The organism is Streptomyces sp. NBC_01451 (assembly GCF_036227485.1).
GTDB lineage: Bacteria > Actinomycetota > Actinomycetes > Streptomycetales > Streptomycetaceae > Streptomyces.
Genome location: NZ_CP109479.1, coordinates 622,827 through 649,491 on the forward strand (window position 1 = coordinate 622,827; position 26,665 = coordinate 649,491).

The 26,665-nt window shown below is 71.2% G+C and carries 25 protein-coding genes and 1 pseudogene; 14 read left to right on the top strand and 12 right to left on the bottom strand.

Annotation, left to right across the window (positions count from 1 at the left end):
- Positions 1-53: 53 nt before the first annotated feature.
- Entirely contained in the window at positions 54-449 is a 396-nt protein-coding gene (locus OG595_RS02755; protein WP_329267368.1) for a VOC family protein, read from the bottom strand.
- Positions 450-716: 267 nt separating this feature from the next.
- Here OG595_RS02755 and OG595_RS02760 point away from each other — a divergent pair, with 267 nt between their 5' ends.
- The 3 genes from OG595_RS02760 to meaB are packed head-to-tail and all read left to right on the top strand — an operon-like array spanning position 717 to position 5,673.
- Positions 717-2,525, top strand: a complete 1,809-nt coding sequence (locus tag OG595_RS02760; RefSeq protein ID WP_329267370.1) for a methylmalonyl-CoA mutase subunit beta — start codon at positions 717-719, stop codon at positions 2,523-2,525.
- Positions 2,525-4,699, top strand: coding sequence for a methylmalonyl-CoA mutase (gene scpA / locus OG595_RS02765; protein WP_329267372.1), 2,175 nt, complete (start codon positions 2,525-2,527; stop codon positions 4,697-4,699). The genes OG595_RS02760 and scpA overlap by 1 nt, the downstream gene beginning before the upstream one ends.
- Complete coding sequence (meaB, locus tag OG595_RS02770; protein ID WP_329267374.1) at positions 4,696-5,673, top strand: methylmalonyl Co-A mutase-associated GTPase MeaB; 978 nt, start codon at positions 4,696-4,698, stop codon at positions 5,671-5,673. Before scpA ends, meaB begins: the two co-directional genes overlap by 4 nt.
- 69 nt (positions 5,674-5,742) lie before the next feature.
- Here meaB and OG595_RS02775 read toward each other — a convergent pair whose 3' ends face one another.
- Positions 5,743-6,558: a sulfotransferase family protein gene (locus tag OG595_RS02775; protein ID WP_329267375.1), complete on the bottom strand. Its 816-nt coding sequence runs from the start codon at positions 6,556-6,558 to the stop codon at positions 5,743-5,745.
- 158 nt (positions 6,559-6,716) lie between these two features.
- On the opposite strand from OG595_RS02775, the gene OG595_RS02780 reads away from it, so the two are divergent.
- Together OG595_RS02780 and OG595_RS02785 are read left to right on the top strand one after the other, a co-directional pair.
- A complete protein-coding gene (locus tag OG595_RS02780) occupies positions 6,717-7,370 on the top strand; it encodes a hypothetical protein (RefSeq protein WP_329267377.1) in 654 nt (217 codons plus the stop codon).
- A gap of 72 nt (positions 7,371-7,442) precedes the next feature.
- Entirely contained in the window at positions 7,443-8,177 is a 735-nt protein-coding gene (locus OG595_RS02785) for a DUF1775 domain-containing protein (protein WP_329267379.1), read from the top strand.
- A gap of 138 nt (positions 8,178-8,315) precedes the next feature.
- Here OG595_RS02785 and OG595_RS02790 read toward each other — a convergent pair whose 3' ends face one another.
- Entirely contained in the window at positions 8,316-8,675 is a 360-nt protein-coding gene (locus tag OG595_RS02790; RefSeq protein ID WP_329267381.1) for an ArsR/SmtB family transcription factor, read from the bottom strand.
- A gap of 139 nt (positions 8,676-8,814) precedes the next feature.
- Between OG595_RS02790 and OG595_RS02795 the strand changes: the two genes are divergently transcribed.
- The gene (locus tag OG595_RS02795) at positions 8,815-10,197 is read left to right on the top strand and encodes an MFS transporter (RefSeq protein ID WP_329267383.1); all 1,383 of its coding nucleotides are present in this window, start codon (positions 8,815-8,817) and stop codon (positions 10,195-10,197) included.
- A gap of 17 nt (positions 10,198-10,214) precedes the next feature.
- Here the strand turns inward: OG595_RS02795 and OG595_RS02800 are convergent, their stop codons facing one another.
- The gene (locus OG595_RS02800) at positions 10,215-11,360 is read right to left on the bottom strand and encodes a M23 family metallopeptidase (protein WP_329267385.1); all 1,146 of its coding nucleotides are present in this window, start codon (positions 11,358-11,360) and stop codon (positions 10,215-10,217) included.
- A 179-nt stretch (positions 11,361-11,539) separates the two neighbouring features.
- A complete protein-coding gene (locus OG595_RS02805; protein ID WP_329267386.1) occupies positions 11,540-13,219 on the bottom strand; it encodes a hypothetical protein in 1,680 nt (559 codons plus the stop codon).
- 202 nt (positions 13,220-13,421) lie between these two features.
- Here OG595_RS02805 and OG595_RS02810 point away from each other — a divergent pair, with 202 nt between their 5' ends.
- The 5 genes from OG595_RS02810 to rpmF all read left to right on the top strand — a co-directional run bounded on the left by OG595_RS02810 (position 13,422) and on the right by rpmF (position 16,360).
- Positions 13,422-14,234: an SAM-dependent methyltransferase gene (locus tag OG595_RS02810; RefSeq protein ID WP_329267388.1), complete on the top strand. Its 813-nt coding sequence runs from the start codon at positions 13,422-13,424 to the stop codon at positions 14,232-14,234.
- 75 nt (positions 14,235-14,309) lie between these two features.
- Positions 14,310-14,681 (top strand): DUF6479 family protein, encoded by a 372-nt coding sequence (locus tag OG595_RS02815; protein ID WP_329267390.1) that lies wholly within the window; start codon positions 14,310-14,312, stop codon positions 14,679-14,681.
- Between the two features lie 216 nt (positions 14,682-14,897).
- Positions 14,898-15,089 carry a putative ATP-grasp-modified RiPP gene (gene tgmA, locus OG595_RS02820; RefSeq protein WP_189150817.1) on the top strand — a complete coding sequence of 64 codons (192 nt, stop codon included), beginning with the start codon at positions 14,898-14,900 and terminating at the stop codon, positions 15,087-15,089.
- A 15-nt stretch (positions 15,090-15,104) separates the two neighbouring features.
- Positions 15,105-16,106: an ATP-grasp ribosomal peptide maturase gene (tgmB, locus tag OG595_RS02825; protein ID WP_329267392.1), complete on the top strand. Its 1,002-nt coding sequence runs from the start codon at positions 15,105-15,107 to the stop codon at positions 16,104-16,106.
- 89 nt (positions 16,107-16,195) lie between these two features.
- The gene (rpmF, locus tag OG595_RS02830; RefSeq protein ID WP_329267393.1) at positions 16,196-16,360 is read left to right on the top strand and encodes a 50S ribosomal protein L32; all 165 of its coding nucleotides are present in this window, start codon (positions 16,196-16,198) and stop codon (positions 16,358-16,360) included.
- Between the two features lie 22 nt (positions 16,361-16,382).
- Here rpmF and OG595_RS02835 read toward each other — a convergent pair whose 3' ends face one another.
- Both OG595_RS02835 and OG595_RS02840 read right to left on the bottom strand, forming a co-directional pair.
- Positions 16,383-17,144, bottom strand: coding sequence for a TIGR03943 family putative permease subunit (locus tag OG595_RS02835; protein ID WP_329267394.1), 762 nt, complete (start codon positions 17,142-17,144; stop codon positions 16,383-16,385).
- On the bottom strand, positions 17,141-18,199 hold the full coding sequence (locus OG595_RS02840) for a permease (RefSeq protein ID WP_329267395.1): 1,059 nt from the start codon (positions 18,197-18,199) through the stop codon (positions 17,141-17,143). The genes OG595_RS02835 and OG595_RS02840 overlap by 4 nt, the downstream gene beginning before the upstream one ends.
- 119 nt (positions 18,200-18,318) lie before the next feature.
- Between OG595_RS02840 and OG595_RS02845 the strand changes: the two genes are divergently transcribed.
- The 3 genes from OG595_RS02845 (at position 18,319) to OG595_RS02855 (ending at position 20,637) form a co-directional block, all read left to right on the top strand.
- Positions 18,319-18,726 (top strand): TOBE domain-containing protein, encoded by a 408-nt coding sequence (locus OG595_RS02845; RefSeq protein WP_329267396.1) that lies wholly within the window; start codon positions 18,319-18,321, stop codon positions 18,724-18,726.
- An 89-nt stretch (positions 18,727-18,815) separates the two neighbouring features.
- The gene (locus tag OG595_RS02850; RefSeq protein ID WP_329267397.1) at positions 18,816-19,934 is read left to right on the top strand and encodes a serine hydrolase domain-containing protein; all 1,119 of its coding nucleotides are present in this window, start codon (positions 18,816-18,818) and stop codon (positions 19,932-19,934) included.
- 13 nt (positions 19,935-19,947) lie between these two features.
- Positions 19,948-20,637 (top strand): nucleoside/nucleotide kinase family protein, encoded by a 690-nt coding sequence (locus OG595_RS02855; protein ID WP_329267398.1) that lies wholly within the window; start codon positions 19,948-19,950, stop codon positions 20,635-20,637.
- 404 nt (positions 20,638-21,041) lie between these two features.
- Here OG595_RS02855 and OG595_RS45280 read toward each other — a convergent pair.
- The 5 genes and pseudogenes from OG595_RS45280 to OG595_RS02880 all read right to left on the bottom strand — a co-directional run.
- Positions 21,042-21,548 (bottom strand): annotated as a pseudogene (locus tag OG595_RS45280) (hypothetical protein); the annotation flags it as partial.
- A gap of 49 nt (positions 21,549-21,597) precedes the next feature.
- Complete coding sequence (locus OG595_RS02865) at positions 21,598-23,316, bottom strand: hypothetical protein (RefSeq protein ID WP_329267400.1); 1,719 nt, start codon at positions 23,314-23,316, stop codon at positions 21,598-21,600.
- Between the two features lie 2 nt (positions 23,317-23,318).
- Positions 23,319-24,221, bottom strand: coding sequence for a carbohydrate ABC transporter permease (locus tag OG595_RS02870; RefSeq protein WP_329267401.1), 903 nt, complete (start codon positions 24,219-24,221; stop codon positions 23,319-23,321).
- Positions 24,218-25,138 (bottom strand): carbohydrate ABC transporter permease, encoded by a 921-nt coding sequence (locus OG595_RS02875; protein ID WP_327699497.1) that lies wholly within the window; start codon positions 25,136-25,138, stop codon positions 24,218-24,220. The genes OG595_RS02870 and OG595_RS02875 overlap by 4 nt, the downstream gene beginning before the upstream one ends.
- A 120-nt stretch (positions 25,139-25,258) precedes the next feature.
- Entirely contained in the window at positions 25,259-26,581 is a 1,323-nt protein-coding gene (locus OG595_RS02880) for an extracellular solute-binding protein (RefSeq protein WP_329267403.1), read from the bottom strand.
- Positions 26,582-26,665: the final 84 nt, after the last annotated feature.

Sequence of the window (26,665 nt, forward strand, 5' to 3'; positions counted from 1 at the left end):
CGACAGCGCCCGCCACCGATTATCGGGCCCGGTGCTCCCCCGCGGCCCTCTCGCTACGCCTGGTCTGCCTGGTGCACGATCTGGATCAGGTTGCCGCAGGTGTCGTCCAGCACCGCGATGGTGACCGGGCCCATCTCGGTCGGCTCCTGCGTGAATCGCACGCCCAGCCCGCGCAGCCGGTCGTACTCCGCGTGCACGTCGTCCACGGCGAAGGCGGTGGCCGGAATCCCGTCCTTGGCCAGCGCGTCCCTGTACGGCTTCACCGCGGGATGGCCGGAGGGTTCCAGCAGCAGCTCGGTTCCGTCGGGGTCCTCGGGCGAGACCACGGTCAGCCACCGGTCCGCGCCCAACGGGACCTCGGTCTTCTTCACGAAGCCCAGGACGTCCGTGTAGAAGCGCAGGGCCTTGTCCTGGTCGTCGACGAAGACGCTGGTCAGGTGGATTCTCATGGTGTGCCCTCTGATTCGTACGAGTCCGACGAGGTCGATTGTGGCCCCGGCGCCCGGCGTCCCGCGGCCTCTCCGCGATGCGGCGCCCCATTGACTCGCCGGGCCGGTACAGGCGACGATCCCGCCCGGAGAGCGCCACGGAGGCCTCCCCCACCCTCCCCCGCGGGGCCCGCGACCGCCGTGAGGCCGACGTCACAGTTCGGCCGAGGTCAAGGTCACAGCCTGGCGCTCTGCTGCGGCCGGACCTCTCTGCCCTAGCATCCGGGCATGACAGTCCTGCCCAACGACGGGCTCTCACTGGCCGCCGAGTTCCCCTCCACGACCCATGAACAGTGGCAGCGCCTGGTGGAAGGCGTCCTGCGCAAATCGGGCAAGGAGGTCTCCGCCGCGACAGCCGAGGACGCGCTGTCCACCGCGCTGGAGGACGGACTCACCGTCCGCCCCCTCTACACGGCGCACGACGAGGCCCCCGAGTCCGGCTTCCCCGGCTTCGCCCCCTTCGTACGCGGCGGGCGCCCCGAGGGGAACACCGCCGGGGGCTGGGACGTACGGCAGCGGCACGCGACCCTCGTCGGTGACCCGGTGCTCGCGGACCTGGAGAACGGCGTCACCTCGCTCTGGCTGGCCGTCGGTCCCGACGCGATCCCGGTGTCTTCGCTCGCGCGGGCCCTCGACGGCGTCTATCTCGACCTGGCGCCCGTCGTTCTCGACGCCGGACAGGAAGTCGAGCCCGCGGCGCGGGAGTTGCTGCGGCTGTACGAGGAGCGGGGTGTCGCCAAGGAGGCGGCGCGCGGCAATCTCGGCGGCGACCCGCTGGGCCACGAGGCCCGCACCGGTGAGGAGTTGCCCTTCGCGCCGGTCGTCGCCCTCGCGCGGCTGTGCGCCGAGGAGTACCCGGGGCTGCGCGCGCTGACCGTGGACGCACTGCCGTACCACGAGGCCGGCGGCTCGGCCGCGCAGGAGCTGGGCGCGTCCCTGGCGACCGGCGTCGCCTGCCTGCGGGAGCTGACCGAGGCCGGGCTGTCCGTCGAACAGGCCTGTGCACAGCTGGAGTTCCGGTACGCGGCCACCGCCGACCAGTTCCTCACGATCGCCAAGCTGCGCGCTGCCCGGCGGCTGTGGTCCCGGGTCGCCGAGGTGTCCGGGGCACCGGCGGCCGGAGCGCAGGTGCAGCACGCCGTGACCTCGCCGGTGATGATGTCGCGGCGGGACCCGTGGGTGAACATGCTGCGCACGACGGTCGCGACGCTGGCCGCCGGGGTCGGCGGCGCCGACTCGGTCACCGTGCTCCCCTTCGACCACGCGCTGGGCCTGCCGGACGCGTTCGCACGCCGGATCGCCCGCAACACCTCGACGATCCTGGTCGAGGAGTCGCATCTGGCCCGGGTGATCGACCCGGCGGGCGGCTCCTGGTACGTGGAGCGGCTCACCGACGAACTCGCCCACGCGGGCTGGGAGTTCTTCCAGTGGATCGAGGGCCTGGGCGGTCCCGGTCCCGCCCTCCGCTCGGGCCGGCTCGGTGAGGCGCTGGCCGTCACCTGGGCGGCCCGCTCGGCCAAGCTGGCCAAGCGGCGCGAGCCGATCACCGGGGTCAGCGAGTTCCCGAACCTCGCCGAGCGCCTCCCGGACCGCGAGCCGGCGCCCGTACCGCCGTCCGGCGGACTTCCCCGGGTACGGCGCGACGAGGCGTACGAGGCGCTGCGCGCCCGCTCCGACGCCCACCTCGCCGCCACCGGATCCCGGCCGCGCGTCTTCCTGGCGGCCATCGGCCCGGCCGCCGCCCACAGCGCGCGGACGGCCTTCGTCTCGAACCTCTTCCAGGCGGGCGGCATCGAGCCCGTCACGGAGGGCACCTTCGAGGACAGCGGCGCCACCGAGGCCTGCCTCTGCTCCAGTGACACGCTGTACGAGGAGCGGGCGGCGGCCGTCGCGGCGGAGCTGAAGGCCGCCGGTGCCTCGCACGTGTTCCTCGCCGGCCGTCCCGGGCAGTACACCGATGTCGACGCGTACGTCTTCGCGGGCTGCGACGCCGTCGCCGTACTCACCGCCACCCTCGACCGCATGGGAGCGTCCTGATGGGAATCCCCGACTTCTCCGGAATCGAACTGGGGACCCCGACCGCCCACGCCGGCGCCGACGACTGGCGTACGGCCGTCAAGGCGACCACCGGCTCGGACGGGGCCTTCTGGGAGACCCCGGAGGGCATCGCGGTCAAGCCGCTCTACACGGGCAGTGACCTGGAGGGCCTGGACTTCCTCTCGACGTACCCGGGTGCCGCCCCCTATCTGCGCGGCCCGTACCCGACGATGTACGTCAACCAGCCGTGGACGATCCGCCAGTACGCGGGTTTCTCCACCGCCGAGGAATCGAACGCCTTCTACCGCCGGAACCTCGCCGCCGGCCAGAAGGGCCTGTCCGTCGCCTTCGACCTGCCCACGCACCGGGGTTACGACAGCGACCACCCGCGGGTGACCGGTGACGTCGGCATGGCGGGCGTGGCGATCGACTCGATCTACGACATGCGCCAGCTCTTCGACGGCATCCCGCTGGACAGGATGACCGTGTCGATGACGATGAACGGCGCGGTGCTGCCCGTCCTCGCGCTGTACATCGTCGCGGCCGAGGAACAGGGCGTACCGCCCGAGAAGCTGGCCGGGACCATCCAGAACGACATCCTCAAGGAGTTCATGGTCCGCAACACCTACATCTATCCGCCGAAGCCGTCGATGCGGATCATCTCCGACATCTTCGCGTACACCTCGCAGCGGATGCCCCGCTACAACTCCATCTCGATCTCGGGCTATCACATCCAGGAGGCGGGTGCGACGGCCGACCTGGAGCTGGCGTACACGCTCGCGGACGGGGTCGAGTACATCCGGGCGGGGCGGGACGCCGGGATGGACGTGGACGCGTTCGCGCCCCGGCTCTCCTTCTTCTGGGCGATCGGCATGAACTTCTTCATGGAGATCGCCAAGCTGCGCGCGGCGCGCCTGCTCTGGGCGAAGCTGGTACGGCAGTTCGACCCGCAGAACGCCAAGTCCCTCTCCCTGCGCACCCATTCGCAGACCTCGGGCTGGTCGCTGACCGCGCAGGACGTGTTCAACAACGTGACGCGTACGGCCGTGGAGGCGATGGCCGCGACACAGGGCCACACCCAGTCGCTGCACACCAACGCCCTGGACGAGGCCCTCGCGCTGCCCACGGACTTCTCGGCGCGCATCGCCCGCAACACCCAGCTGCTGATCCAGCAGGAGTCGGGCACGACCCGGGTCATCGACCCGTGGGGCGGCAGCGCGTACGTGGAGAAACTGACGTACGACCTCGCGCGCCGCGCCTGGCAGCACATCGAGGAGGTCGAGGCGGCGGGCGGCATGGCGCAGGCCATCGACGCGGGCATCCCCAAACTGCGCATCGAGGAGGCCTCGGCGCGCACCCAGGCCCGCATCGACTCGGGGCGCCAGCCGGTGATCGGCGTCAACAAGTACCGCGTGGAGACCGACGAGCAGATCGACGTCCTCAAGGTCGACAACTCCTCCGTACGCACCCAGCAGATCGAGAAGCTGCGGCGGCTGCGCGCGGAGCGCGACGAGCGGGCCTGCCAGGACGCGCTGGACGCGCTGACCCGGGCGGCGGGCGGTGAGGGCAACCTGCTGGAGCTGGCGGTGAACGCCGCCCGCGCGATGGCGACGGTCGGGGAGATCTCCGACGCGCTGGAGAAGGTGTACGGGCGGCACGCGGGGCAGATCCGTACGATCGCGGGCGTGTACCGCAACGAGGCAGGCGAGTCCCCGTCCGTCGACCGCACCCGGGCGCTGGTGGACGCCTTCGAGGAGGCCGAGGGGCGCCGGCCGCGCATCCTGGTCGCCAAGATGGGCCAGGACGGCCACGACCGCGGCCAGAAGGTGATCGCCACCGCATTCGCCGACCTCGGTTTCGACGTCGACGTCGGCCCGCTGTTCCAGACGCCGGGCGAGGTGGCCCGGCAGGCGGTGGAGGCGGACGTCCACATCGTCGGGGTGTCCTCGCTGGCCGCCGGACACCTCACCCTCGTGCCGGCGCTGCGCGAGGAGCTGGCGGCCGAGGGCCGCCAGGACATCATGATCGTCGTCGGCGGGGTGATCCCGCCGCAGGACGTGCCGACCCTCCTGGAGATGGGCGCGGCGGCCGTGTTCCCGCCCGGGACGGTGATCCCGGACGCGGCGTACGACCTCGTCCAGCGGCTCTCGGCCGACCTCGGGCACGACCTGTGATCGATCTCGACGCGTACGTCAAGGGCGTGCTCGACGGGAAGCGGGCGATCGTCGCGCGGGCCATCACGCTCGTCGAGTCGACCCGGCCCCAGCACCGGGCGCTGGCGCAGGAGTTGCTGACCGCGCTGCTCCCGCACAGCGGCCGGGCCCGGCGGATCGGGGTCAGCGGGGTGCCGGGGGTCGGGAAGTCGACGTTCATCGACGCGTTCGGCACGATGCTGACCGGGCTCGGGCACCGGGTGGCGGTGCTCGCGGTCGATCCGTCGTCCAGCCGTACGGGTGGCTCGATCCTGGGCGACAAGACCCGGATGGAGCACCTGGCCGTGGACCCGGCGGCCTTCATCCGGCCCTCCCCCACCGCGGGCACGCTGGGCGGGGTCGCCAAGGCGACGCGCGAGTCGATCGTGGTGATGGAGGCGGCGGGCTACGACGTGGTGCTGGTGGAGACGGTCGGCGTCGGCCAGTCCGAGACCGCCGTCGCGAACATGGTCGACTCGTTCCTGCTCCTGACACTGGCCCGCACCGGCGACCAGTTGCAGGGCATCAAGAAGGGCGTCCTGGAGCTCGCGGACGTGCTCGCCGTCAACAAGGCGGACGGTCCGCACGAGCGTGACGCGCAGGCAGCCGCCCGGGAGTTGGCGGGCGCCCTGCGGCTGATGCACGGCAGGGACGCGGCCTGGACACCGCCCGTGCTGACGTGCAGTGCCCGCGAGTCGACCGGCCTGGACACCGTCTGGGACCGCCTGGAACAGCACCGCGTCCTGCTCGACTCGACCGGCCGCCTCGCCGCCAAACGCCGTGACCAGCAGGTCGACTGGACCTGGACGATGGTCCGCGACGAACTGCTGGGCCGTCTGCACACCGACGAGGCGGTACGCGCCGTCGCCCCCGGCCTCGAACAGCAGGTCAGGGAAGGCAAGTTGACGGCCACCCTCGCCGCCGAGCGCATCCTGGAGGCATTCGGCGGCGAGTGACAACCGGCCCGGGGCCGCCGGGCACGGGTGCGGGCCCGCCCCGCCCCCGTCGCCGGGCCCGCGGCCGGATCAACAGGGATACCCCCAGGCACGGGCCAGGTCGCGCAACGCCTCCGGGACGTCCTCGGCGTCCGGCAGCGGCCTGGCCCGCTGGATCTTCCCGGACTTGATGTTCTCGCTCCAGTCACCGATGAACGGCACGAAGGGGCCGTGATCACCCTTGCGGTAGTCGAGCATCGTCGGCGTCCAGGGCACACCGAGATACCCGCAGATCTCCCGGGTGACCGCCTCGGGCCGCTCCGTCAGGTCCTCGTAGCGGACCGTGAGGCCGGTCAGCCCGTTCCGGGCCGCCTCGACCGCCTCGACGTACATGCGCACCTCCCGTACGGTCGCGCCGAGGTCGCGGTCGGGACGGTTGTTGATCAGGGAGGTGACCATCGACGCGGGGTGACGCAGCAGGAAGATGTACCGGGCCTTCGGCCAGCCCTCCGCCAGCCGCTCCCAGAAGCCCGCGTTGCCGGGTGTCTTGTCCACGATGATCTGCTTGCCGCTGCGCACGAGTTCCCGGTGCATGATGCGGTCCCACAGCAGGAACTCCAACTCTTTCCGGTCGAGGTCGAGTTGGGCCATGGCCTTGCCGGTGTACGGCTTGGTGAGGTCGACCGCGAGGGTGCGCAGGTGCATCTCGTGCGGCGCCCGCATCTGCGGATGGCTGTTGAGCAGGACCCGCAGGAGCGTGGAGCCGGAGCGCACGGAGGAGATCACGAACACCGGGTCCGGGACGAGCCGGTGGGCCGACTGCGGCACAGGTGGCTCCGCGAACTGCCGTACCCGCCGCCTCAACCCGCGGGCCACTCGGCGTACTTCCGGACCGACCAGGACCATGACCGTGCCTCCTCGACCCCCGGTGTGCGGAACCCCAACCCCCCATTGGGTACTTGACCATCCTGTGACCAACGCCTGGGACCTCCGTGGGAAAGGAATGAGAAATTCCTGAGACCCGGTCCCTGCCCGGCCACGGCATGGTTGATGATGGGCGGATCATGACCATGCTCCGTACGCCGACGACGCACTCCGCGCCACTGCCCGTGTTCCGGGCCGCGGTGTTCGCCGTCGTCGGCACGGTGCTCGGGGTCAGCGCGCATCATCTGGTCACCGGGGGACCCGCCCCGTGGCGGTCGAGCGTGGCGGCGGCGGTGCTGCTGCTCGCCCTGGGGCTGGTCGGCACCCGGCGCCCGCGTTCGCTCGCCGCGGTGGTGGTGACGAGCGCGGCGGCGCAGACCGGACTGCATGTGTGGCTGTCGGCCGCCCACTCACGCCACCCGGCGATGACGGCCACGGCCATGCCCGGGCATCATGCGATGCCCGCCCACGGGACCTGGCCCGAGGGGTCGCACCACTCGGCCGCGATGACGGTCCTGCATGCCGTGGCCGCCGTACTCGTCGCCGTGCTGCTGCACCGCGCGGACGCGGCCTGCTGGTCGCTGGCACGCGGCCTGACCGGGGCCGTCGAAGCGGTGCTGACGCGGATCGCCACCGTACGGGCTCTGCTCGACGGCCGGCCGGCGCCGACCCGGCGCGGATCGCGGGTGCGCCGCCCACCCGGGACGGAGCCACCGCCGCTCAGGGGCGCGCTCCTCACGGACGTGGTGGTACGGCGGGGGCCTCCGCCGGGGTGGCCCGCTCTCGCCAACTGACCCTGCCGGAACGGTCCGACGCAGGTCGGACGCTCCGTGCCACCGCACGCCCGGAAAGACCCGGAGACACACATGTTCACTGCCCCCACCCAGCACGGCACCGCGCGGCGTCTGACCCTCGCGGTCGCCGCTGCCGGCACCCTCGTCCTTCTCACCGCCGGGCCCGCCGCCGCCCACGTGGAGGTCGAGTCCGACAAGGCCCAGGCTCTCGCGGAGAACGTCGAGATCTCCTTCGACGCGGAGGCCGAGTCCGACACCGCGGGGATCGCCGCGGTCCGGGTGATCCTGCCCAAGGGCATCGCGCCCGGCGACGTGACCTACGGCGAGGGCCCCAAGGGCTGGAAGTTCACGACCGCCGACGACGGCTACACGATCAAGGGCCCGGCGCTGAAGGCCGGTGTGAACGCCGAGTACTCCATCGTCGTACGGCAGCTCCCCGACGTGAAGGAACTCGCCTTCAAGTCGTTGCAGACCTACAGCGACGGCAAGATCGACCGCTGGATCGAACTGGACGAGAACAGTGAGCAGCCCGCGCCGGTGCTCAAGCTGAAGGCCGCGGCGCCGGGTGCGAAGCCGGTCAGCCCGTCGCCGACCGAGACGGCGTCCGAGTCGCCGTCCGCGTCTCCGTCGGCGTCCGCGTCGGCATCTCCGTCCGTGTCGCCGACACCCACGGCCGAGGCGACGGAGGCGACGAGCGACGACGGCGGGATGTCCGCGGGTGCCTGGATCGGCATCGGGGCGGCCGTGGTCGTGGCGGCGGGTGCGGTGTTCTATGCCGTACGACGCCGGGGTGGCGCCCAGGAGTAACAGGCGACAACGGGCAAGGCCGACACAGCCCGGACCCCCGGTGTTTCAGCCCGCCCGGCGGTCGAGGACGAGCGCGTTCAGCGCGAACGGGGGTCCGGGGGCGGCACCCCCAGGGCCGGGTCAGCGGCGGGGCGACCCTCAGTCGTGCGGCGCCTTACCGCTGACCCGGTGGTCGGCGTGGCTCAGCGCCTCCATCACCAGGCGCCGCAGATGCCCGTCCCGCAGGCTGTAGTGGACGTGCCGCCCCTCGCGCCGCGTCTCCACCAGGCCCGCCAGGCGCAGCTTCGCCAGATGCTGGCTGACCGCCGTCCGCGACGCCTCGCACCGCTCCGTCAGCGAGCCGACGTCCGACTCGCCCTGCGCGAGCAGCCACAGCAGATGCAGCCGGGTGGCGTCGGACAGCAGCGCGAACACCTCGGTCGCCTCCGCGAGACGCGCGCTGTCCGGGGCACGCAGGTGCGTGTCGGCCGCAGTTGGGAGAGTCTCGCGAGCTGGCATGACCTCAGCGTAGAGGCAGGACGGACCCGTCGAGGTTGTCGGCGTACCGATTCCCGCATCGACATGTGCACAGGTGCGCACCTATGGCTACAGTGGAGCCGGACCGCGCCCGCTCCCCGACCGGCCAAGGGATCGCCGCATGCTCTCCGTGCTCCGCAACCGCACCTACCGCCGCCTCCTCGGCGCCCAGATCGTCGCCCTGACCGGCACCGGCCTGGCGACGGTCGCCCTCGCCCTGCTCGCCTACGACCTCGCCGGCACCGACGCCGGATCGGTGCTCGGCACGGCGCTCGCCGTCAAGATGGTGGCGTACGTGGCGATCGCACCGGCCGTCGCCGCGGTCGCCGACCGGCTGCCGCGACGCGCGCTGCTGGTCGGGGCGGACCTCGCACGGGCCGGGGCCGCACTGCTGCTGCCGTTCGTGGACCAGGTGTGGCAGGTGTACGTCCTGATCTTCCTGCTCCAGGCCGCGTCGGCCACGTTCACTCCCACCTTCCAGGCCGTCGTACCGGACGTGCTGCCCGCCGAACGCGACTACACCCGGGCCCTGTCCCTGTCCCGGCTCGCCTACGACCTGGAGAGCCTCTTCAGCCCGGCCCTCGCCGCCGCGCTGCTGTCGCTGATCACCTACAACTGGCTGTTCCTGGGCACGGTGGCCGGTTTCCTGGCCTCGGCCGCCCTGGTCGCCTCCGCCGTACTGCCCGGGCCCGCCAGGTCCAGTCCCCTCGCCAGCTCCAGTCCCACCGACTCCACAACCGCCTCCGCCCCACCGACCGGCAGCGTCCGTACGAGGGCGACCGCGGGCCTCCGTCTCTTCCTCGCCGTCCCGCAGTTGCGCGCCCTGCTCGCCCTGGATCTGGCGGTGGCCGCCGCGAGCGCCATGGTCACCGTCAACACCGTGGTGTACGTCCGCGACCTGCTCGGCCGGAGCGCCGGCGACCTGCCGCCGGCGCTCGGCGCGTTCGGTGCGGGCTCGATGGTCGTGGCGCTGCTCCTGCCCCGGGTGCTCGACCGTGTGCCGGACCGTGCGGTGATGCTGCGGGGAGCGCTGCTGCTCACCCCGGTCTTCGTCGTTCTCGGCGCCATCACCGAGGCGGGCGGCGGCAGTTGGCGCTGGCCCGCGCTGCTGGCCGCCTGGGCGGCGTTCGGTGCCGCCTGCTCGATGGTGCTCACCCCTACCGGGCGGCTGATCCGCCGGGCAGTGCCCGCGGAGGCGCGCACCTCCGCGTTCGCGGCGCAGTTCTCCCTCTCGCACAGCTGCTGGCTGCTCACGTACCCGCTGGCCGGATGGCTCGGCGCGACGGCCGGGTTCCGGTCGGCGGTCCTCGCCCTGGGCGCCGTCGCCCTGGCCGCCGCGCTGCTCGCCGTACGCCTGTGGCCGGCCGGGGGGCCGGCGCCGGTGGAGCACGAGCACGCCGGTCTTCCCGCCTGGCACCCGCATCTGGCCGACGCGCGCCGGGTCGGCGGCGGCTGGCGGCACAGCCACCACCCGCTCCTCGACGGCCTGCACGCCCACGGCTGACCGTGCCCCGTCCGGTGTCAGCCGGCCGCCAGCCACGGCTGCGGATCGGCGTAGTAGCCGTCGTAGATCACCTCGAAGTGCAGGTGGGGGCCGGTGGACAGGCCGGTGGAGCCGACCCGGCCGATCGGGGTGCCGCCGGACACGGTCTGTCCGACGGTGACGTCGAACGCGGACAGATGGCTGTACGTCGTCTCCAGGCGCTTGCCCTCGATCGTGCCGTGGTCGATGACGATGCGGTTGCCGTAGGCCCTGGTCAGGGCCGCGAAGACCACCCGGCCCTGGCGGGCGGCGTAGACCTGTGCTCCCTGGGGCGCGCCGAAGTCCACGCCTGTATGGAGTTTGGTCACACCGGTGAGGGGGTGCTGACGTGACCCGTAGGGGGAGGTGACGACGAGGGTGCCGACGGGGGCGGCCAGGATCGCGTTCGCGGGTCCGCCGCCGGCCGGGGGCTCCCGGTCGAACGCCTCGTAGCGCGGGAGCAGTTCCCTGATCTCGGCGAGGTAGGTCCGGGCTCCGGCGGGCACGCGTCCGGCTTCGGTGACCTCGCGGATGCCCACGGCGTACGCGGCGAGGGTGAGGTCGACCAGTTCGCCGTTGACGGTGCCTTCGGTTCTGAGGTCCGTGATCTTCCGGGCGAGGGAGCAGTCCTGTCGGCCGAGCGCCATGATCGCGTCGGCCTCGTCGCGCGGCGAGGCGGTTCCGTTGCCGTCGTCGTCCCTGCCCCAGGTCCGCCACTGTGCGGCAGTGAATCCGGCGATGCCCTGCTCGCCCGAGAGCTCGCCGGTGTCGTCGCGCCAGCCGGTGAGCTGGTCGATCTGGGCGGCGAGCACGGACGGTGCGACGACGGTGCAGGCGGCGGCCCTGCGCAGCCACGGTCCGTAGGTGTCGTTGACGCCGCCCGCCGCGCTCTGCTCCGGATCCGTGTCCGAGGTCCCGTCCCCGGGCAGACCGCCCGTCAGGGCGAGGAAGCCGGCGACCACGGAGAGGGTGGCCAGGCACGGGAGCACCATCAGGGTGAAGAACCCCGGACCGCTTCGACGGGGGCGCTCCTCGGGCCGTTCGTGTTGCGGCGGCGGGGCGGTGGTAGCAGGGACCGTGTCGTCCCGGTCCACGGCGGGCGGCGCCCCGTGCCGTGGTGTCCCGACGGCGTTGTCGTCGCTCACTCAACCGGCCGTTGCGGGGAGTTCTTCGTTCTCACGTCCGGACGCTAGCGCCGGGTCGATCTGACGTCAGCGGCCCCCGGGGCAGGGTCCGGGGCAGGGGCGGGGCGCCCTCAGGGGCAGACCCGCCGCGTCGGCGCGTCCAGCCCCCACCGGACCGCACCGCTCGTCCGGCGGAGCGTTCAGCAGCAACCGGCGTCCTCGCGGCCGGTGTCGACGTCCAGTCGGCAGAAGCACGACGCCCGGACCGGGACGTCCGCCAGGGCGAGCGCGATCTTCAGCTGCTGGGCCACGATCCGCGCCTCCCCTTCCCGGCCCAGACGGACGAGGCACTCGTGGAACCCGTGCAGGGACCACACGTTGCCCGGATGCTGCACGGCGCGCGGAAGGGTCTCGTCGAGGCCGAGATCGGCACGGTAGACGGCCTCCGCCTCGGCGACCCGCCCCTGTTCGAGGAGCAGGGCGCCGTAGGCGTGCCGGGTGGGCTGCATCCAGCCCCAGGGCTCGTCGTAGGGGAGGTTGTCGTCCAGTTCGATCGAGCGCTCCAGCGCGGCGAAGGCGGCCTCGTGGTTGCCCTTGCGGTACTCCAGTTCGCCGTCGAGCATCGCCGACGCGACGGCGAGGATGTCGGAGCAGGTGTTGTTGAACAGCATCCGGGTCTCCGGGATCCGGGCGAGCGCCGCACGGAACAGTTCGCGCTCGGCCTCGGCGTCGGCGATCCGGCCGGTGGCGGAGAGTGCGACCCCGCGGGCGTACCGGAGCATGGCCGTCGTCACGCAGTACAGCGACGGATCGGCGGGCAGCGGCAGTTCGAGGATGTCCGGCCAGCGGCCGAATCGGATCAGCACATGGACGCGCATGGCGAGGAAGCCCTCCAGCCAGTCGGCCATGGGCGGGCTCTGCACCCGCAGGAGTTCCTCCGGGACGGCGGCCTCCAGTCGCGCGGCGGCTTCGAGCGCGGTCCTGGACTGCCCCAGGAACATCGCGCCGTAGATCCTGAAGTGGTGGTTGTGCGCCCGGTAGAGGGTGTAGAAGTTCATCGCGCCGGACCGCTCACGGAACTTCTCGTCGGCGACGATCGCCGTGCCGTTGTCCGCCACCACCCGCCGGTAGTCGCCGCAGAGGACGTCGAGGTGTGTGGGCATGTGCTGCAGGTGGCCGGCGTCCGGGACCAGGCCGCGCAGCCGGTCCGCGGCGGGCAGGGCGGTCTCCGGGGCGGCGGACATCTCCATCAGGTGGATGTAGAGGTGCAGGAGGCCCGGGTGGCGCGAGCCGGCCTCGGTCGCCATCGCCCGCTCCAGGACGGCCTTCGCGGTGAGGGTGCGGGCGCCCTCGGCCGGTTCGCCCGTGCGTACGTTCCACAGCTGCCAGGGAGTCAGGTTCATCAGCGCGTCGGCGTACAGCGCGGCGATGTCGAGGTCGTCGGGGGCGAGTTCGTACGCCGTCCGCATGCCGTCCGCGTAGGGCTCGTTCCACACCGAGCAGTCCTCGACGGCCTCCGCCTGCGGGTAGCGGGCCCGCAGCGCGCCGATCAGGGCCTGTTCGGCGGGGGTGGCACCGGCCGCCTTCCGCTGCGCGAGTTCGACGGCCGCGTGGGTGCGGGCTACGGTCCGTGCGAGGTCCTCGCCGTCGAAGAACTCCCAGGGTTTGTTGTAGTTCGGGCCGAGCGCGTACGCGATGCCCCAGTGGGCCATGGCACAGCCGGGGTCCGCCGCGGCGGCGGCCTCGAAACAGGCGACGGCCTCCTCGTGATGGAAGCCGTACGTCCACACCAGGCCCCGGTCGAACCACCTCTGGGCCTCGGCGGACGAGGTCGTCACCGGCCGCCCGTGGGTACCGAGGTCGTAGTCGTAGTGATCCATGTCCGTGTCTCTCGCTCCCTGAGGCCTGTCCCGCGAGACTAGGGGCCGCCGCCGGCCCGCGTCAGCACCCGGTCCGGCGCCTCCCTCGCCGGCCGCGAAGAGCCCGGCCATAAGATCACCCTCGTAGGCGCGAACGATGTTGACGGCTCGTGTGCCCGTCAATGTCCGTGCGGGGCAAGGGAAGTGAACGAGAGGAACCGACGTGAGTGAGCAGGGCAGCACGTCAGAGGGACGCGGCCGGCTGGACACCTCGGTGGCCCACAACGCGCGGGTGTGGAACTACTGGATCGGCGGCAAGGACAACTACATGGTCGACCAGGGGGTCGGTGACCACATCGACGCCATGTTCCCGCTGATCCGCAGCGTGGCCCGCGCCGACCGCGCCTTCCTCGGGCGGGCCGTGAGCTTCCTGGTCGCCGAGCGGGGCGTGCGGCAGTTCCTGGACATCGGGACAGGGCTGCCGACGGTGGACAACACCCATGAGATCGCCCAGCGCCTCGCGCCCGAGTCACGGATCGTGTACGTCGACAACGACCCGATCGTGCTCGCGCACGCCCGTACGCTGCTGACCGGCACGCCTGAGGGGGCCACGGACTACATCGACGCGGACATCCACCGCCCCGACTCCATCATCCGGCGCGCCTCGGAGACCCTCGACTTCGGGCGTCCCGTCGCCGTCATGATGCTCGGCATCCTGAATTTCGTGCTCGACACGGGGCAGGCGCAGGACATCGTGCGCCGGATCATGGCGTCGGTGCCCTCGGGAAGTTATCTGGTCCTCACTCATCCGACGACCGACTCGGACCTCGACGGCGAGGGGAACATCGAGGCGATGAAGTTCTGGAACGAGAACGCCACCCCGCCGATCACCGCGCGTCCACGAGCCGAGGTCGCCGCCTTCTTCGACGGCCTGGACCTGCTCGACCCGGGGCTCGTGTCCTGCGCGCAGTGGCGCCCGGAGAGCGACCCCGCAGCCACTCTTCCGCAATTCGGAGCCGTCGCCGTGAAGCCCTGACCGACAAAAAAGGGACAGGGATTCCACAGACTCTTTTCGGACGCGCATTCATATGCTGTCGGCGATAATCGGCGTATGAGTACGACAACGTCTGAACTACTGGCCGCGTCGAGCGATCTACTCAACGTAACGGCCGCATTTGTCGCGGGCCTGTTCATCGCTGGTGCACTGATCTGGGCCTTCTGGTTCGGCATGCGGGTCCGGGACCGGGAATCCGCCCGGCCCCGCCCCGACGAACAACCCAAGCTCCCGCCTTACGGTCCCGTGCACGAGATCCGCGAAATGAGAGAGCCCGACGAGATGCCGCGCGCGGCTCAGGAGCGGGAGCGGCTCATGCCGCACGACCTCCATCACGCGTCGACGAAGCGGCGGGAGGACCAGCAGCGGGGACGCTGGGATCCCGGTTCCAGCGGTTCCTTCGGCAGCGGCGGCCTGGGACGCCACTGACCCGCCCCCGGACCTGCTCCCCGCGAGCCGCAACCCGCGCGTGCGGCTCACGGCTCGCGAAATGCTGCCCGGACGCAGTTGCCGACAACGTGAGGCAACCATTCACTCGTTCGATTCGTATAACTCCTTGGAGGCGGGGCAAGCGAGACGGGACAGTTGTATTACCGGAGCTCCACCATCCACTTGACCGACGTCGTCGCCGATCGAGGAGAAGCGATGCAGCTGTTCGTCCTGAACTACGCGCGCCCAGCTGAGCAGTTGGAGGTGAGCACTCCGTACAGCTACGACTGCGGACTGCAGTTGAATGTGTTGCCGGGCGGGCGGATTGCCGCTCACGACCATGCGGTGATGCGCGAATTCGGGTCCACCACGTCAACTGCCGGTTCCAAGACACACTTCGACGACTGACGTGGACCTGACGCGATGACGGTCCTGGTTCTGACGTCCGAGGAGGATGTGACGGCGGATCTCGTGGTGGCCCGGCTGAACGGCGCCGGCATTCCCGTGGTCCGGCTCGATCCCGCCGATCTGCCCGGCGAGGTCGCCCTGTCCGGCGAGTACGTGAACGGCGCTTTCCGCGGGCACCTCTCCGCCGGTGGCAGGGTGGTGAGCATGGAGGGGCTGCGGTCCGTCTGGGTGCGCAGGCCCGGTGTTCCCGGGGCGCGGGCCGCCGCGCCGTCCGGCTGGCTCACCGAGGAGGCCTCACAGGCCCTCTACGGCATGCTCCGGGGGGCCGGTGTGCGCTGGATGAACCATCCCGACGCGGCCGTCCGGGCCCGCCACAAGCCCTGGCAGCTGCATCTCGCGCAGCGCAGCCGACTGCACGTACCGGCCACGCTGATCACCACGTTCCCGCAGGCCGCCCGGGACTTCGCGCGGCGTTTTCCCGACCTGGTCGTCAAGCCCGTCTCCGGATCGCATCCGCAGGAGCCGCCCAGAGTGGTGCCGACGAGCCGGGTGGCACCCGATGTCGACTTCACGCCCGTCGCCTTCGGGCCCACCCTGCTTCAACACCGGATCGACAAGCGGGCGGACATCCGCCTGACGGCGGTCGGCGACCGCATCCTCGCCGCCCGCAAGACCGTCTCGCCCGACGCGCATCCCGACGACATCGATGTCCGCTTCGCGCCCTCGGACGAGCCGTGGCGGCCCGTCGACGTGCCGCCCGCCGTCACCGAAGCCGTGCACCGGTATCTGCGGGGGGCCGAACTCGCCTATGGGGCCTTCGACTTCGCGGAGGATCTCGACGGCGTCTGGTGGTTCCTCGAATGCAACCAGTCGGGCCAGTTCGGCTTCGTGGAGATGGACACCGGGCAGCCGATAGCCCAGTGCGTCGCCGACTGGCTGGCCGGGGAAGGGCCACAGACTCCGCCGCATCCCCAGGGCCCCCGCGACTCGCACGGCTCCATGCGCACGGCTCCCTGAGAGGCCGGCCGGGCCGACCGCACTCAACTGTTAATGGGATCCATTTTCATGTAGCGTCCTGTCTCGCTTGCCAACCGAGGAGGACTCCCATGGCCGTTCCCAAGCGGAAGATGTCCCGCAGCAACACCCGTCACCGCCGCGCCCAGTGGAAGGCGACCACGACCCAGCTGGTGCCGGTCGCCGTCGACGGGGTCGAGCACATGGTCCCGCAGCGGCTGGTCAAGGCGTACGAACGCGGCCTGATCCAGCCCTGACCGCGCCCTCCCGGCCCCGGCCTCAGCTGTTCCAGCTCTCGTCGTACGGGTCGCGCGGGGTCGGGACCGGCCTGGCCTCGGCGATGTCGAAGAACGGGATGCGTCCCTTGTTCACCGGGTCCTTGGTCTGCCGATCGGTGTAGGTGCCGGTGAGTTCGAGCCAGGTGTCCGGCTGCAGCACCGGGGGGACGTGGCCGGTCAGCCCGACCTTGACCGGCTGGGCGTCCGCAGCGCAGCAGTTGAGGGCCATCCGCACGAGGTACGGGGTGCCCTTGCCGTCCAGTGCGACGAACCCGGTGATCGCGATCCGCCGGTTCCCCAGCGAGCGTCCGTGGTCGTAGGCCGCGCGTCCCGCGTAGTCGACCAGACTGAGGCGGACGGGATCGCCGGAGGGCAGGGGCGGATAGGCCAGCGGCGCCTGGAGGGCCGTACCCGTGCGCAGGGCGCTGTAGGAGCCCAGGGCGGGCGGGGCCACCAGGATCAGCGCGAACAGGGGAAGCACCAGAAGCCAGGAGACGCGCGGTTCACGGTGGACGTGACCTTCCTGGTCGTCCGCGTGCGTCTCCTCACCGTGTCCGTGGACTGCGCTCCCGGAGCCGGCTGTTGAGCTCTTCCGCTCGTACCAGACCGTCGCCAGCGCGGCCACCATCAGCACGACTCCCGCGCCGACGACCATCGGCTGGAGCCCTGCCTTGACGTAGCGCAGGTAGAGGTCGGTGGTACCGGCGTGCACCATCGCTCCGCCGACCAGGAACAGGACGACCGCCTGTGCCTGCCGGTTCACAGGAGCACCGCCCCGACGAGGACGGCCGACGCCACGGCCATGACGAAGGTGGCCGGTGCGAAGCGCAGCGCGAACCCGCGGCCGAAGGTCGCCGTCTGCATGGCGAAGAGCTTCAGGTCGATCATCGGGCCGACCACCAGGAACGCCAGCCTGGCCGTGAGCGAGAACTGGGTCAGGGACGCGGCGACGAACGCGTCCGCCTCCGAGCAGATCGACAGCAGCACCGCGAGGACGGCGAGCGCGAGCACCGACACCACCGGGTTGTCCGCGGCGAGACCGAGCCAGCTCGCCGGCACCACGGCCTTCAGGGTGGCGGCGGCCATCGCGCCGACGACCAGGAAGCCGCCCGCGTGCATCACGTCGTGCCGTACGGAGCTCCAGAACGCGGCGCCCCTGCCGAGGCCGCCGTCCGACGGGTGGGCAGGCGGGCGCAGCCAGTCGGTGCGGCCGAGCCGCTGCCAGAGCCAGCCCATCGCGCACGCCACGAGCAGGCTCGCGACGAACCGGGCGACGACCATCTCCGGCCTGCCGGGGAACGCGATGGCGGTCGCGGTCAGCACGATCGGGTTGATCGCCGGGGCGGAGAGCAGGAACGCGAGCGCCGCCGCGGGGGCGACACCCCGCCGCACCAGCGCGCCGGCCACCGGCACCGACGCGCACTCGCAGCCGGGCAGGATCGCTCCGGCCATCCCCGCGACCGGCACCGCGAGGGCGGGCCTGCCGGGCAGGGCACGGACGAAGAACGACGGCGGCACGAACACCGCGAGCATCGCCGACAGCAGCACACCGAGGACGAGGAAGGGCAGGGCCTGTACCACGACGGCGACGAACACCGTCATCCAGCTCTGCATCACGGGCGCGGACACCCCCCGGCGGATCGGCCCCTGGAGGGCGACCACCAGGATCAGCAGCATGGTCAGGACGAGCGGCGAGCTGAACTGCCAGCCCTGCTGCTCGCCGGTCGCACCGTCCTTCGCGCCGCCCTTCGCCTCGTCGGGCGGCGCCTCCGTGTCGCGGTGGCCGGCCCCGGGCGGGGCCGCTTTGGTGATGCTCACGGGTGAGGTACCTCCGGGCGTGGCTGTGCAGCGTGCGTGCGTTCCCTACCACTTCAGTACGCCTGGACGGGCACGGTTGCTCATTTTGCGAGATCGGGGAACGAGCTAGGTTGGCGCGTATGCAGTCCTACACCATTGGTCAGGCCGCCCGTCTGCTGGGCGTGAGCCCCGACACCGCGAGGCGGTGGGCGGATGCGGGCCGGGTGAAGACCCACCGCGACGAGGGTGGGCGGCGGCTGATCGACGGACGGGATCTGGCCGCCTTCTCGATCGAGCTGGCCAACTCCGGTCCGGGCACCGGCTCCGGCGAGGAGGAGCCGTCGTACACCTCCGCCCGCAACGCCTTCTCCGGCATCGTCACCGCCGTGAAGCTGGGCGACGTCGCCGCACAGGTCGAGATCCAGGCGGGTCCGCACCGGCTGGTGTCGCTGCTGACCCGGGAGGCGGTGGAGGAGCTGGGCCTTGAGGTCGGTGTGGAGGCGACGGCCCGGGTGAAGTCGACGAGCGTGCACATCGACCGGACCTGAGCCGGGCGCGGTTCCCCGCGCGCACGGGACGCGCGGAGGGCCGGAAATAATCGGTGGCCCTGCCGACGACGCCTGGCTACGGTCGCGGCATGGTGGAGACCTCCGGCACGTGTACCGACCGGTTCGCCCCCGTACGGGAGGCGTTGGCTGCCTCGCTCGACGACAAGGACGTGGGCGCGTCCGTGGCGGTGTTCCTCGACGGCGAACCGGTGGCCGACCTGTGGGGCGGCCACACCGACGAGGCCCATACCGTGCCGTGGGAGCGCGACACGCTCACCAACACGTGGTCCACGACGAAGACGATGACGGCGCTGTGCGCCCTGGTCCTCGCCGACCGGGGCGAACTCGACCTGGACGCGCCGGTCGCCCGCTACTGGCCCGAGTTCGCCGCGAACGGCAAGGACGACGTCCTCGTACGGCACCTGCTGGGCCACACGGCGGGCCTGCCCACCTGGGACGAGCCGATGACCGTCGAGGACCTCTACGACTGGCCGACCGCCACCGCCCGTCTCGCCGCCCAGGCCCCGGCCTGGAAGCCCGGCACCGAGGGCGGTTACCACGCCGTCACCTACGGCTATCTCGTCGGCGAGGTGGTCCGCCGGGTCACCGGCCGCACGCTCGGTACCTTCTTCGCCGAGGAGATCGCCGGGCCGCTGGGCGCCGACTTCCACATCGGGCTGCCCGCCGAGCACGACCACCGCGTCGCGCCCGTGATCACCCCGCCCGAGCGGGTGCTCGACCCGGACGCGGCCCTGCCTCGCGACCGCCCCGGCAACCCGTACGTCCCGTCCACCACCGCCAACACCGAGGCCTGGCGGCGCGCCGAGATCCCCGCCGCGAACGGCCACGGCAACGCCCGCTCGGTCGCCGCCGTCCAGTCGGTGCTGTCCTGCGGCGGCACCGCACGAGGCGTACGGCTGCTGTCGGAGGCGGGCTGTGAACGCGTCATGGAGGAACAGTTCGCCGGAACGGACTCGATCCTGGGCGTGCCCATGCGCTGGGGCCTGGGGTACGGCCTGAACAACGGCCGGCTCCCCAACCCCCGCACGTGTTTCTGGGGTGGCTGGGGCGGTTCGATGGTCCTGGTCGACCTGGACGCGCGCCTGACGGTGGCGTACGTCATGAACCGCATGATCGACGCGGACGGCCTCGGCGACGACCGGGCCTTCCTGATGCTGGCGGCGGCCTACGAAGGACTGTCCGGGTGAGAGACTCGGCCGCGTGGAACGCCCCCTCTCCTCCCCCGCGCCCGCTTTCGACGAACTCCTCGGCCGGGCCCGGGCGCTGGTCCGGGACGACCGGCGCGCGGTGCTCGGTATCGCCGGGAGTCCCGGCGCGGGCAAGACGACGCTCGCGGAACGGCTCGTCGGCGCGCTGAACGGCGACGGCGATCCCTGGGTCGCCCATGTGCCGATGGACGGGTTCCATCTCGCCGACGTCGAGCTGGTACGGCTGGGCCTGCGGGACCGCAAGGGCGCGCCGGAGACGTTCGACGCGGCGGGGTACGCGGCACTCCTGCGGCGGCTTCGTGAGGACAACAAGGGGGCGGGCGGCGGAGAGACCGTCTACGCGCCGGGGTTCGAACGGGTGCTGGAGCAGCCGATCGCCGGTGCGATCCCGGTGTTTCCGTCCGCGCGTCTTGTCGTCACCGAGGGCAACTACCTTCTCCTGGCGGAGGGTTCGTGGGCACGGGTGCGGTCCCAGCTCGACGAGGTGTGGTTCTGCGAGCTGGACGAGGGTGAGCGCGTCCGCAGGCTCGTCGCCCGGCACGAGGAGTTCGGCAAGGACCACGACACGGCCGTCGCGTGGGTGCGGGGCACGGACCAGCGCAACGCCGACCTGGTCGCCGCGACCCGGGACCGGGCGGACCTGGTGGTACCGGGGGCGATGCGCTACCGGGTTGCCCGGTGACACGACGAGGCCGAGCAGCGCGCGGGTGAGCCGCTCGGCCTCGTACGTCCTGCGCGGTCCTGCTCAGCCTGCCCGGCCGACGAGTGTCGGCTCCGGTTCACCGTGGGCCTCGCCCGCCACTTCGTCGATCACGGCGGTGAACGCCTCGGTGCGCACCCGCGGGCCTTTCGGCGTGACCTCGATGGACGGCTCGAACCCGGCACCGCCGTCACCGCCGTACCGTACGGCGAAGACGCTCAGCCCCTCCGGTGCGCCGGGCGCCGGGTCGGCCTCCAGTGCCGTGGAGCCGACCGGGTGGCGCCGGCCCTCGTCGGGGTTGCCGTAGCCGCGCGGGTCGGCGGTGAGAGCGAAGGCCGCCTGCTCCTCGGTCGTCTCCGCGCGGGCGTCGAAGCGGTCCGCGCCCCCGGGCCGAAGAAGGTCGCCTCAATCCGTCGGCGCCCGTAGCCGCGCGCCAACTCGACCCGTTCCACGCGCTGTTCGTCGGCGACGAGCCCCTCGGCCGCGTCCAGGACGTTCACCGCCCGGAGCAGCGCCCACACCGTGCTCGGCCAGTCGCCGATGGGGTGGGCGCCGGACTCCAGCACGTAACGGGCTTACGGGAGACCGGAGTCGCGGGTCCGCAGATTCGGGTAGCCGGGGTTGTCCTCGGTGCGGACCCGCTCGCGGAGGGGGAAGGCGAGGCTGCGGGCCACCGCCTCCGGCAGGCGCGGGTCCTTGTCGCGCTGCCGGGCCAGGGCCGGCAGCGAGGTGACGCCGAGGTAGGTGTCGTCGACGCAGTCGGGGTGTTCGGGGTTGCCGTCGCGGGTGAGGCGAGTGAGCGCCTCACCCGCGACGGCGGTCAGGACGGCGTCGTGGTCCGCCGGAGTCGCCGGCAGATCGTGCAACGCCCTTCGTCGGTGCGGGAGATGCAAGGCCCTGAGCCCATCGTGCCCGGGGTGGCCATGGCGTGGTCCTTCGGAGTCATCCGACAGGTGCGGGCCTGCGGGCGCGCAGCGCGACGGTCAGTGTGTGCGGACCGAGTCCCCCGATGTAGACGCGGTTCCCGGTCGTCGCGTCGGTGCCGCCCGCCACGGTGTAGTCCTGGCCCGGGTCGTAGCGCAGTACGTCGCTCCGGTCCGGTCCGGCGAGCGGTTCGCCCGCCTCGATGCCGGCCTCGACCCGGATCTCGTCGTCGCCGACCCGGTAGGTCATCGGGCCGCTCGTCAGGGACCAGCGTCCGTCGCCGATCGGTTCGGCGCCCTCCAGCACTCCGCCCGGGCGGAAGGTCAGTTCGAGGGCCCAGGGCACCCGTGGTCCGCTGATGTCGATCCGCAGGTCGGCACCGTCCTCCCGCAGGTCCGCCTCGATGCGGGTCGTGTGCGAGACCTCGTCCCGAGGCCGGTCCGGGAAGGCCATCGAGGCCGAGAAGCGCCCGTCGTCCACCAGCCGGTAGACGCCGTCGTCCCGCCTCTCGTCCTTCGGGAGCGGCTGGTAGTAGGCGGCGTTGAGCGTCTGGGTGAGCCGGTAGCTGTTGTCGGCGGGCTGTTCCATGCCGGCGGCGCGGAACGGGCCCAGATCGAAGAACCCCCGCGAGAGACGGACCGCGTCGAGGACGGCGTCCCCGGCGAACAGGCGCAGGAAGGTGGGGTTGCAGGCGAGGCCCGATCGGATGCGCCGGTGCTCGGGCACGTCGGAGCCGCCGTACACCACCGTGTGCGCGGTGGCCGAGGCGCGTGCGGCGAGGCGTGCGGTGGTGAGGTGGCTGTCGCGCGGGAGGGTCTCCGGGGCCGGGGCCGGCAGGGGGCGGCACAGGTCCGGGGTGAGGAGGGTCTCGGCGAGCAGGTCGGGGTCGTCGATCCCGTCTGCTTCCGCCAGCCGCGCCGCGCGGGCGAAGTCGCCCCGGCCGGTGCGGATCGCGAGCAGCCGGTAGTGCGGCAGGTAGGGCGCCAGCGGGAACCGGTCCTTCTGGTCCTGCCGTCGCGAGTGGACGGTCTCCACCGTGCCGTCGGGCCTGATGAGGTCCAGGGTGGTGGCCAGGTTGTGTTCGACGGCGTCCAGCAGGTCGGTGCGGCCGAGGACCTCGGCCAGCAGGAGCAGCGACGGATTGGAGACGTGGGCCGCGTAGTTGGCACTGCGTTCCGAGTACAGGCCGTCCGCGTCGATGTCGACGCCCTCGGCGAGCCACTCCTCGACGCGGTCGAGGAGCCGGTCGTCCGGGAACGACCGGTGCAGCCGGGCCAGCGCCGCGCTCAGCTCCCAGCGGTGGTTCGGGGTGTGGACCCCGCCGGTGAGGAGGCTGCCGGTGGCGGCACCGGCGATCTCGGCGAGGGCGGCCGTGACGTCGCGCAGTTCCGGCCCGGCGCCCGCGGCGAGGACGTGCGCGTCGCACACGTCGTTGACGGTGAAGCCGGAGTCCGGGGGTGACTGCACGTTGTCGCCGCCGGCGAAGAGACCGGTGCCGGTCTGTGTGGCCCGCAGGGCGCGGAGGTGGGTCGTCGCGGCGGCGACAGCCTCCTCGCTGCCGTGCAGTGCCGAGTCCGGCGAACGGTAGGCCGCGATCAGGGTCTTCACCCGCCGCGCCAGACCACGGTGCGGCACACCGGCGGGTTCCTCGTCGGGACGGGCCGCCAGGGGGGCGGCCTGCCGGTCGGCGGCGCGGGCCACCGACCGGACGAACTCGTGGTCGAGCGGGGTGGGCAAGGTCAGTCCTTCAGTCCGGCGTTGATGTCGGCGCCCATGACGTAGCGCTGGAAGACAAGGAAGACGAGGATCAGCGGGATCATGGAGATGACCGAGGCGCCGAGCAGTACCGACCAGTTGATGTTCTGCGCGCCGACGATGCTCTGGATGCCGATCTGCACGGTGAACTTGTTGGGGTCGTTGAGCATCAGCAGCGGCCAGATGTAGTCGTTCCAGCGCCACTGGAAGGACAGGATGGCGAGGGTCAGCATGATGGGCCGGGAGATCGGCACCATGATCCGCGCGAAGATCGCCAGCTCACGTGCGCCGTCGATGCGCGCGGCTTCCACGAGTTCGTCGGGAACCGTCAGGAAGAACTGGCGGAACATGAAGCAGCCGGTCGCGGTGAGCACGGCCGGGAGGATGATGCCGGCGAACGAGTTGTAGAGGCCGAGATTGCGGACCACCAGGAACTCGGGGGCGAGCATGACCTCGCCCGGCAGCATCGTGGTGGCCAGGATGCAGATGAAGAACGCCTTGAGCCATCGGTTGTCGTACTTGGCCAGCGCGTACCCGGTGCAGCAGCTGACGCCCACCGTGAGGATCGTCGTGATCACGCACACGATGGCCGTGTTGATGAAGTACTGGGAGAAGTTGGCGCTGTCCCACGCCGCCTTGAAGCCCGACAGGGTGGGGTCGCGCGGAACCAGCGTCAGCGGATAGGAGAACAGGTCGCTGGACGGCTTGAAGGAGCTGAGGATGAACCACAGCACCGGAAACCCGTACAGGCACGCCATGATCCACAGCAGTGTCGTCGGGGCGATCGCCCGTCGGAGGCCGCCGCCGGCCGCCCCGCGGGGCCGCTTCTTGACGGTGGGCCGTTTGGCGTCGGCGTCGAGCGGGCGCGGCATGTCTGTGGTTGTCATCGGTTCTCCACCCGCCGGTTGACGATCAGCTGGACGATCGCGACGGCCATCAGGATGAGCATGAGCACGAACGACGCGGCGCTCGCGTAGCCGATCTGGCCCCGTTTGAAGCCAGTCTCGTAGATGTACTGGACGAGCAGGTTGTTCGAAGTGCCGGGGCCGCCGTTGTTGAGGGCGACGAACACCGGGTACTCCTTCATCGCGTTGATCGTGTTGAGCAGGATCACGATGAACGAGGTGGGCGCGATGCTCGGCAGCGTGATGCTGAAGAACTGACGCCAGGGGCCGGCGCCGTCGAGCGAGGCGGCCTCGTAGTAGGACACCGGTACGTTCTTGATCGCCGCGATGAACAGCAGCATCGAGAAGCCCGTCCAGGCCCAGGACGCCGCGAACACCACGACCAGCAGCGACAGGTCCGCGTCCGACTGCCACGGAACGGCGCCGCCGCCGAACTTCTCGATGACGTAGTTGACCAGTCCGAAGTTCTCACCGAACATCCACCGCCACAGGACACCCACGACGATGGGCGACAGCAGCCACGGGATGAAGAAGATGACGCGCGCGACCGACCCGCCCTTGGCGTTCTTGCTCACCACCAGGTTGGCGGCGAGCAGCGAGACCACGAAGTTCAGCGGTACGAAGAGCACGGCGTACAGCAGCGTCCGGCTCAGCGCGTCGTAGAACGTGGAGTCCCCGAACAGGTTGTGGTAGTTGTCCAGTCCGATGTACTGGAACGCCCCCACTCCCGTGTAGTTCGTGAACGAGTAGACGAGCCCGATCACCGCCGGCCAGACGAAGAACAGCGAGAAGAGCACGACATTGGCCGCGATGAGGACGAGCGGCGCAAGCGTGTACTTACTGCGTCTCCTGGACGGGCTCGGCCGGCTCGCGGACACGTCCGGGGCGCGTTTTGTCATCTTCCTGACTCCGTGCTGGTGGAATGGATTCCGGTGGCTCACACCATGAGCCCGGCATTGCGCGGGCGCCCGGGGCGGGCGGCGGCGTCTCGACCCCGCCGCCCGCCCTCCGGCCTGCGATCAGCCGCCGACCTGCTGGTTGTAGCCGGCCACGATGTTCTCCAGGGCCTTGTCGGCCGACTGCTGGCCGTTGATCGCCTTGCCGAGTTCCGTCTTGGTCGGGTCCTCGGTGAGGCTCTTGCCCTTCAGCACCCAGTTCGTCTGCGCGCCGCTGAAGTAGCCGGAGATCGGGGCGTAGAGCGGGATCGACTCGTTGTACAGCTTGAACGCCGCCTGCGCCGCCTCGGACTTGAAGGGGTACGTCGGGTTCAGACCGCTCTCGACCGGCAGGAACCCGGAAGCCTCGCACAGCGCCTGGTAGTGGGCGGGCTCGTACAGCCACGACAGGAACTTCGTCGCGGCGGTGGCCGCGTCGGCGTTGTTGTTGAAGCCCACCGTCAGGCCGCCGCTGTTGACGTCACTGGCCTGCACCGGCTGGGCGGGGGTCGGGACGCTCGCCCACTCGAACTTCTTGATGCTCTCGGCGAAGGCGGGCACCTGCCACACACCGGACCAGTAGGCGACGACGTCACCGCTCTGGAACATGGCGGACGGGTCGGCGCCGCTGGTCCACACCGACTTCGGCATGGTCTTGTCGTCGTTCCATCCGACGAAGGTGTTCACGGCCTTCTTGGTCGCCGCGTCCACCGAGAACTTGCCGGAGTCGTCCGCGTGGACGTACTGGCCGCCCATCTCGTAGACCATGGCACGGAGCCGGGACGGCGACTGGTCGAACGTCAGGGAGTACTTGGCCTTGGTCTTCTCGCGGACCTCGTCCGCCGCCTTGATGAAGTCGTCCCAGGTCCAGGTCTTCGCGGGCGAGGTCGGGAAGGAGACGCCGGCCTTCTCGAAGAGCGTCTTGTTGATGAACATGCCGGACGCGGTGACGTCCGAGGGGATGGCCAGCACCTTCCCGGACGAGTCCTTCGCCAGGAAGTTGGCGTTGATCTTGTTGGTCGCGTTGTTGGCGATCGCCTTGAGGTCGATCAGCTTGCTCGACCAGATCGGGTCCAGCGCCGGCACGGCCGCCACGTCGGGCAGGGAGTTCGCCTGCGCGGCGTTGTGCAGCTTCGTCGTGTAGCCGTCGTAGGGGATGTTGACGAGCTTGACGTTGACGCCGGCTTCCTTCTTGTACTGCGCCACCATCTTCTTCCAGCCCGCGTCCTGCCCCGGAACCGTGGAGATCCAGAACGTCAGCGACTTGGACGTACCGCCCGAGTCGGACCCCCCGCCGCAGGCGGAGAGCAGCAGGGCACCTGCCGTGGCAACGGCAGCGAGGGGAGCCAGGCGGCGCATACCGCCGCGGCCGAGTCGGCGGGAGCGCCGCACACCCACAGTGGTCATCTTCGATCCCTTTTTTTCGGTAGGGGACAGAGCACGGCGCCGATCAAGGCGGCACGGGTGCAGTTTGCAGGAAAGGTTGCCTTC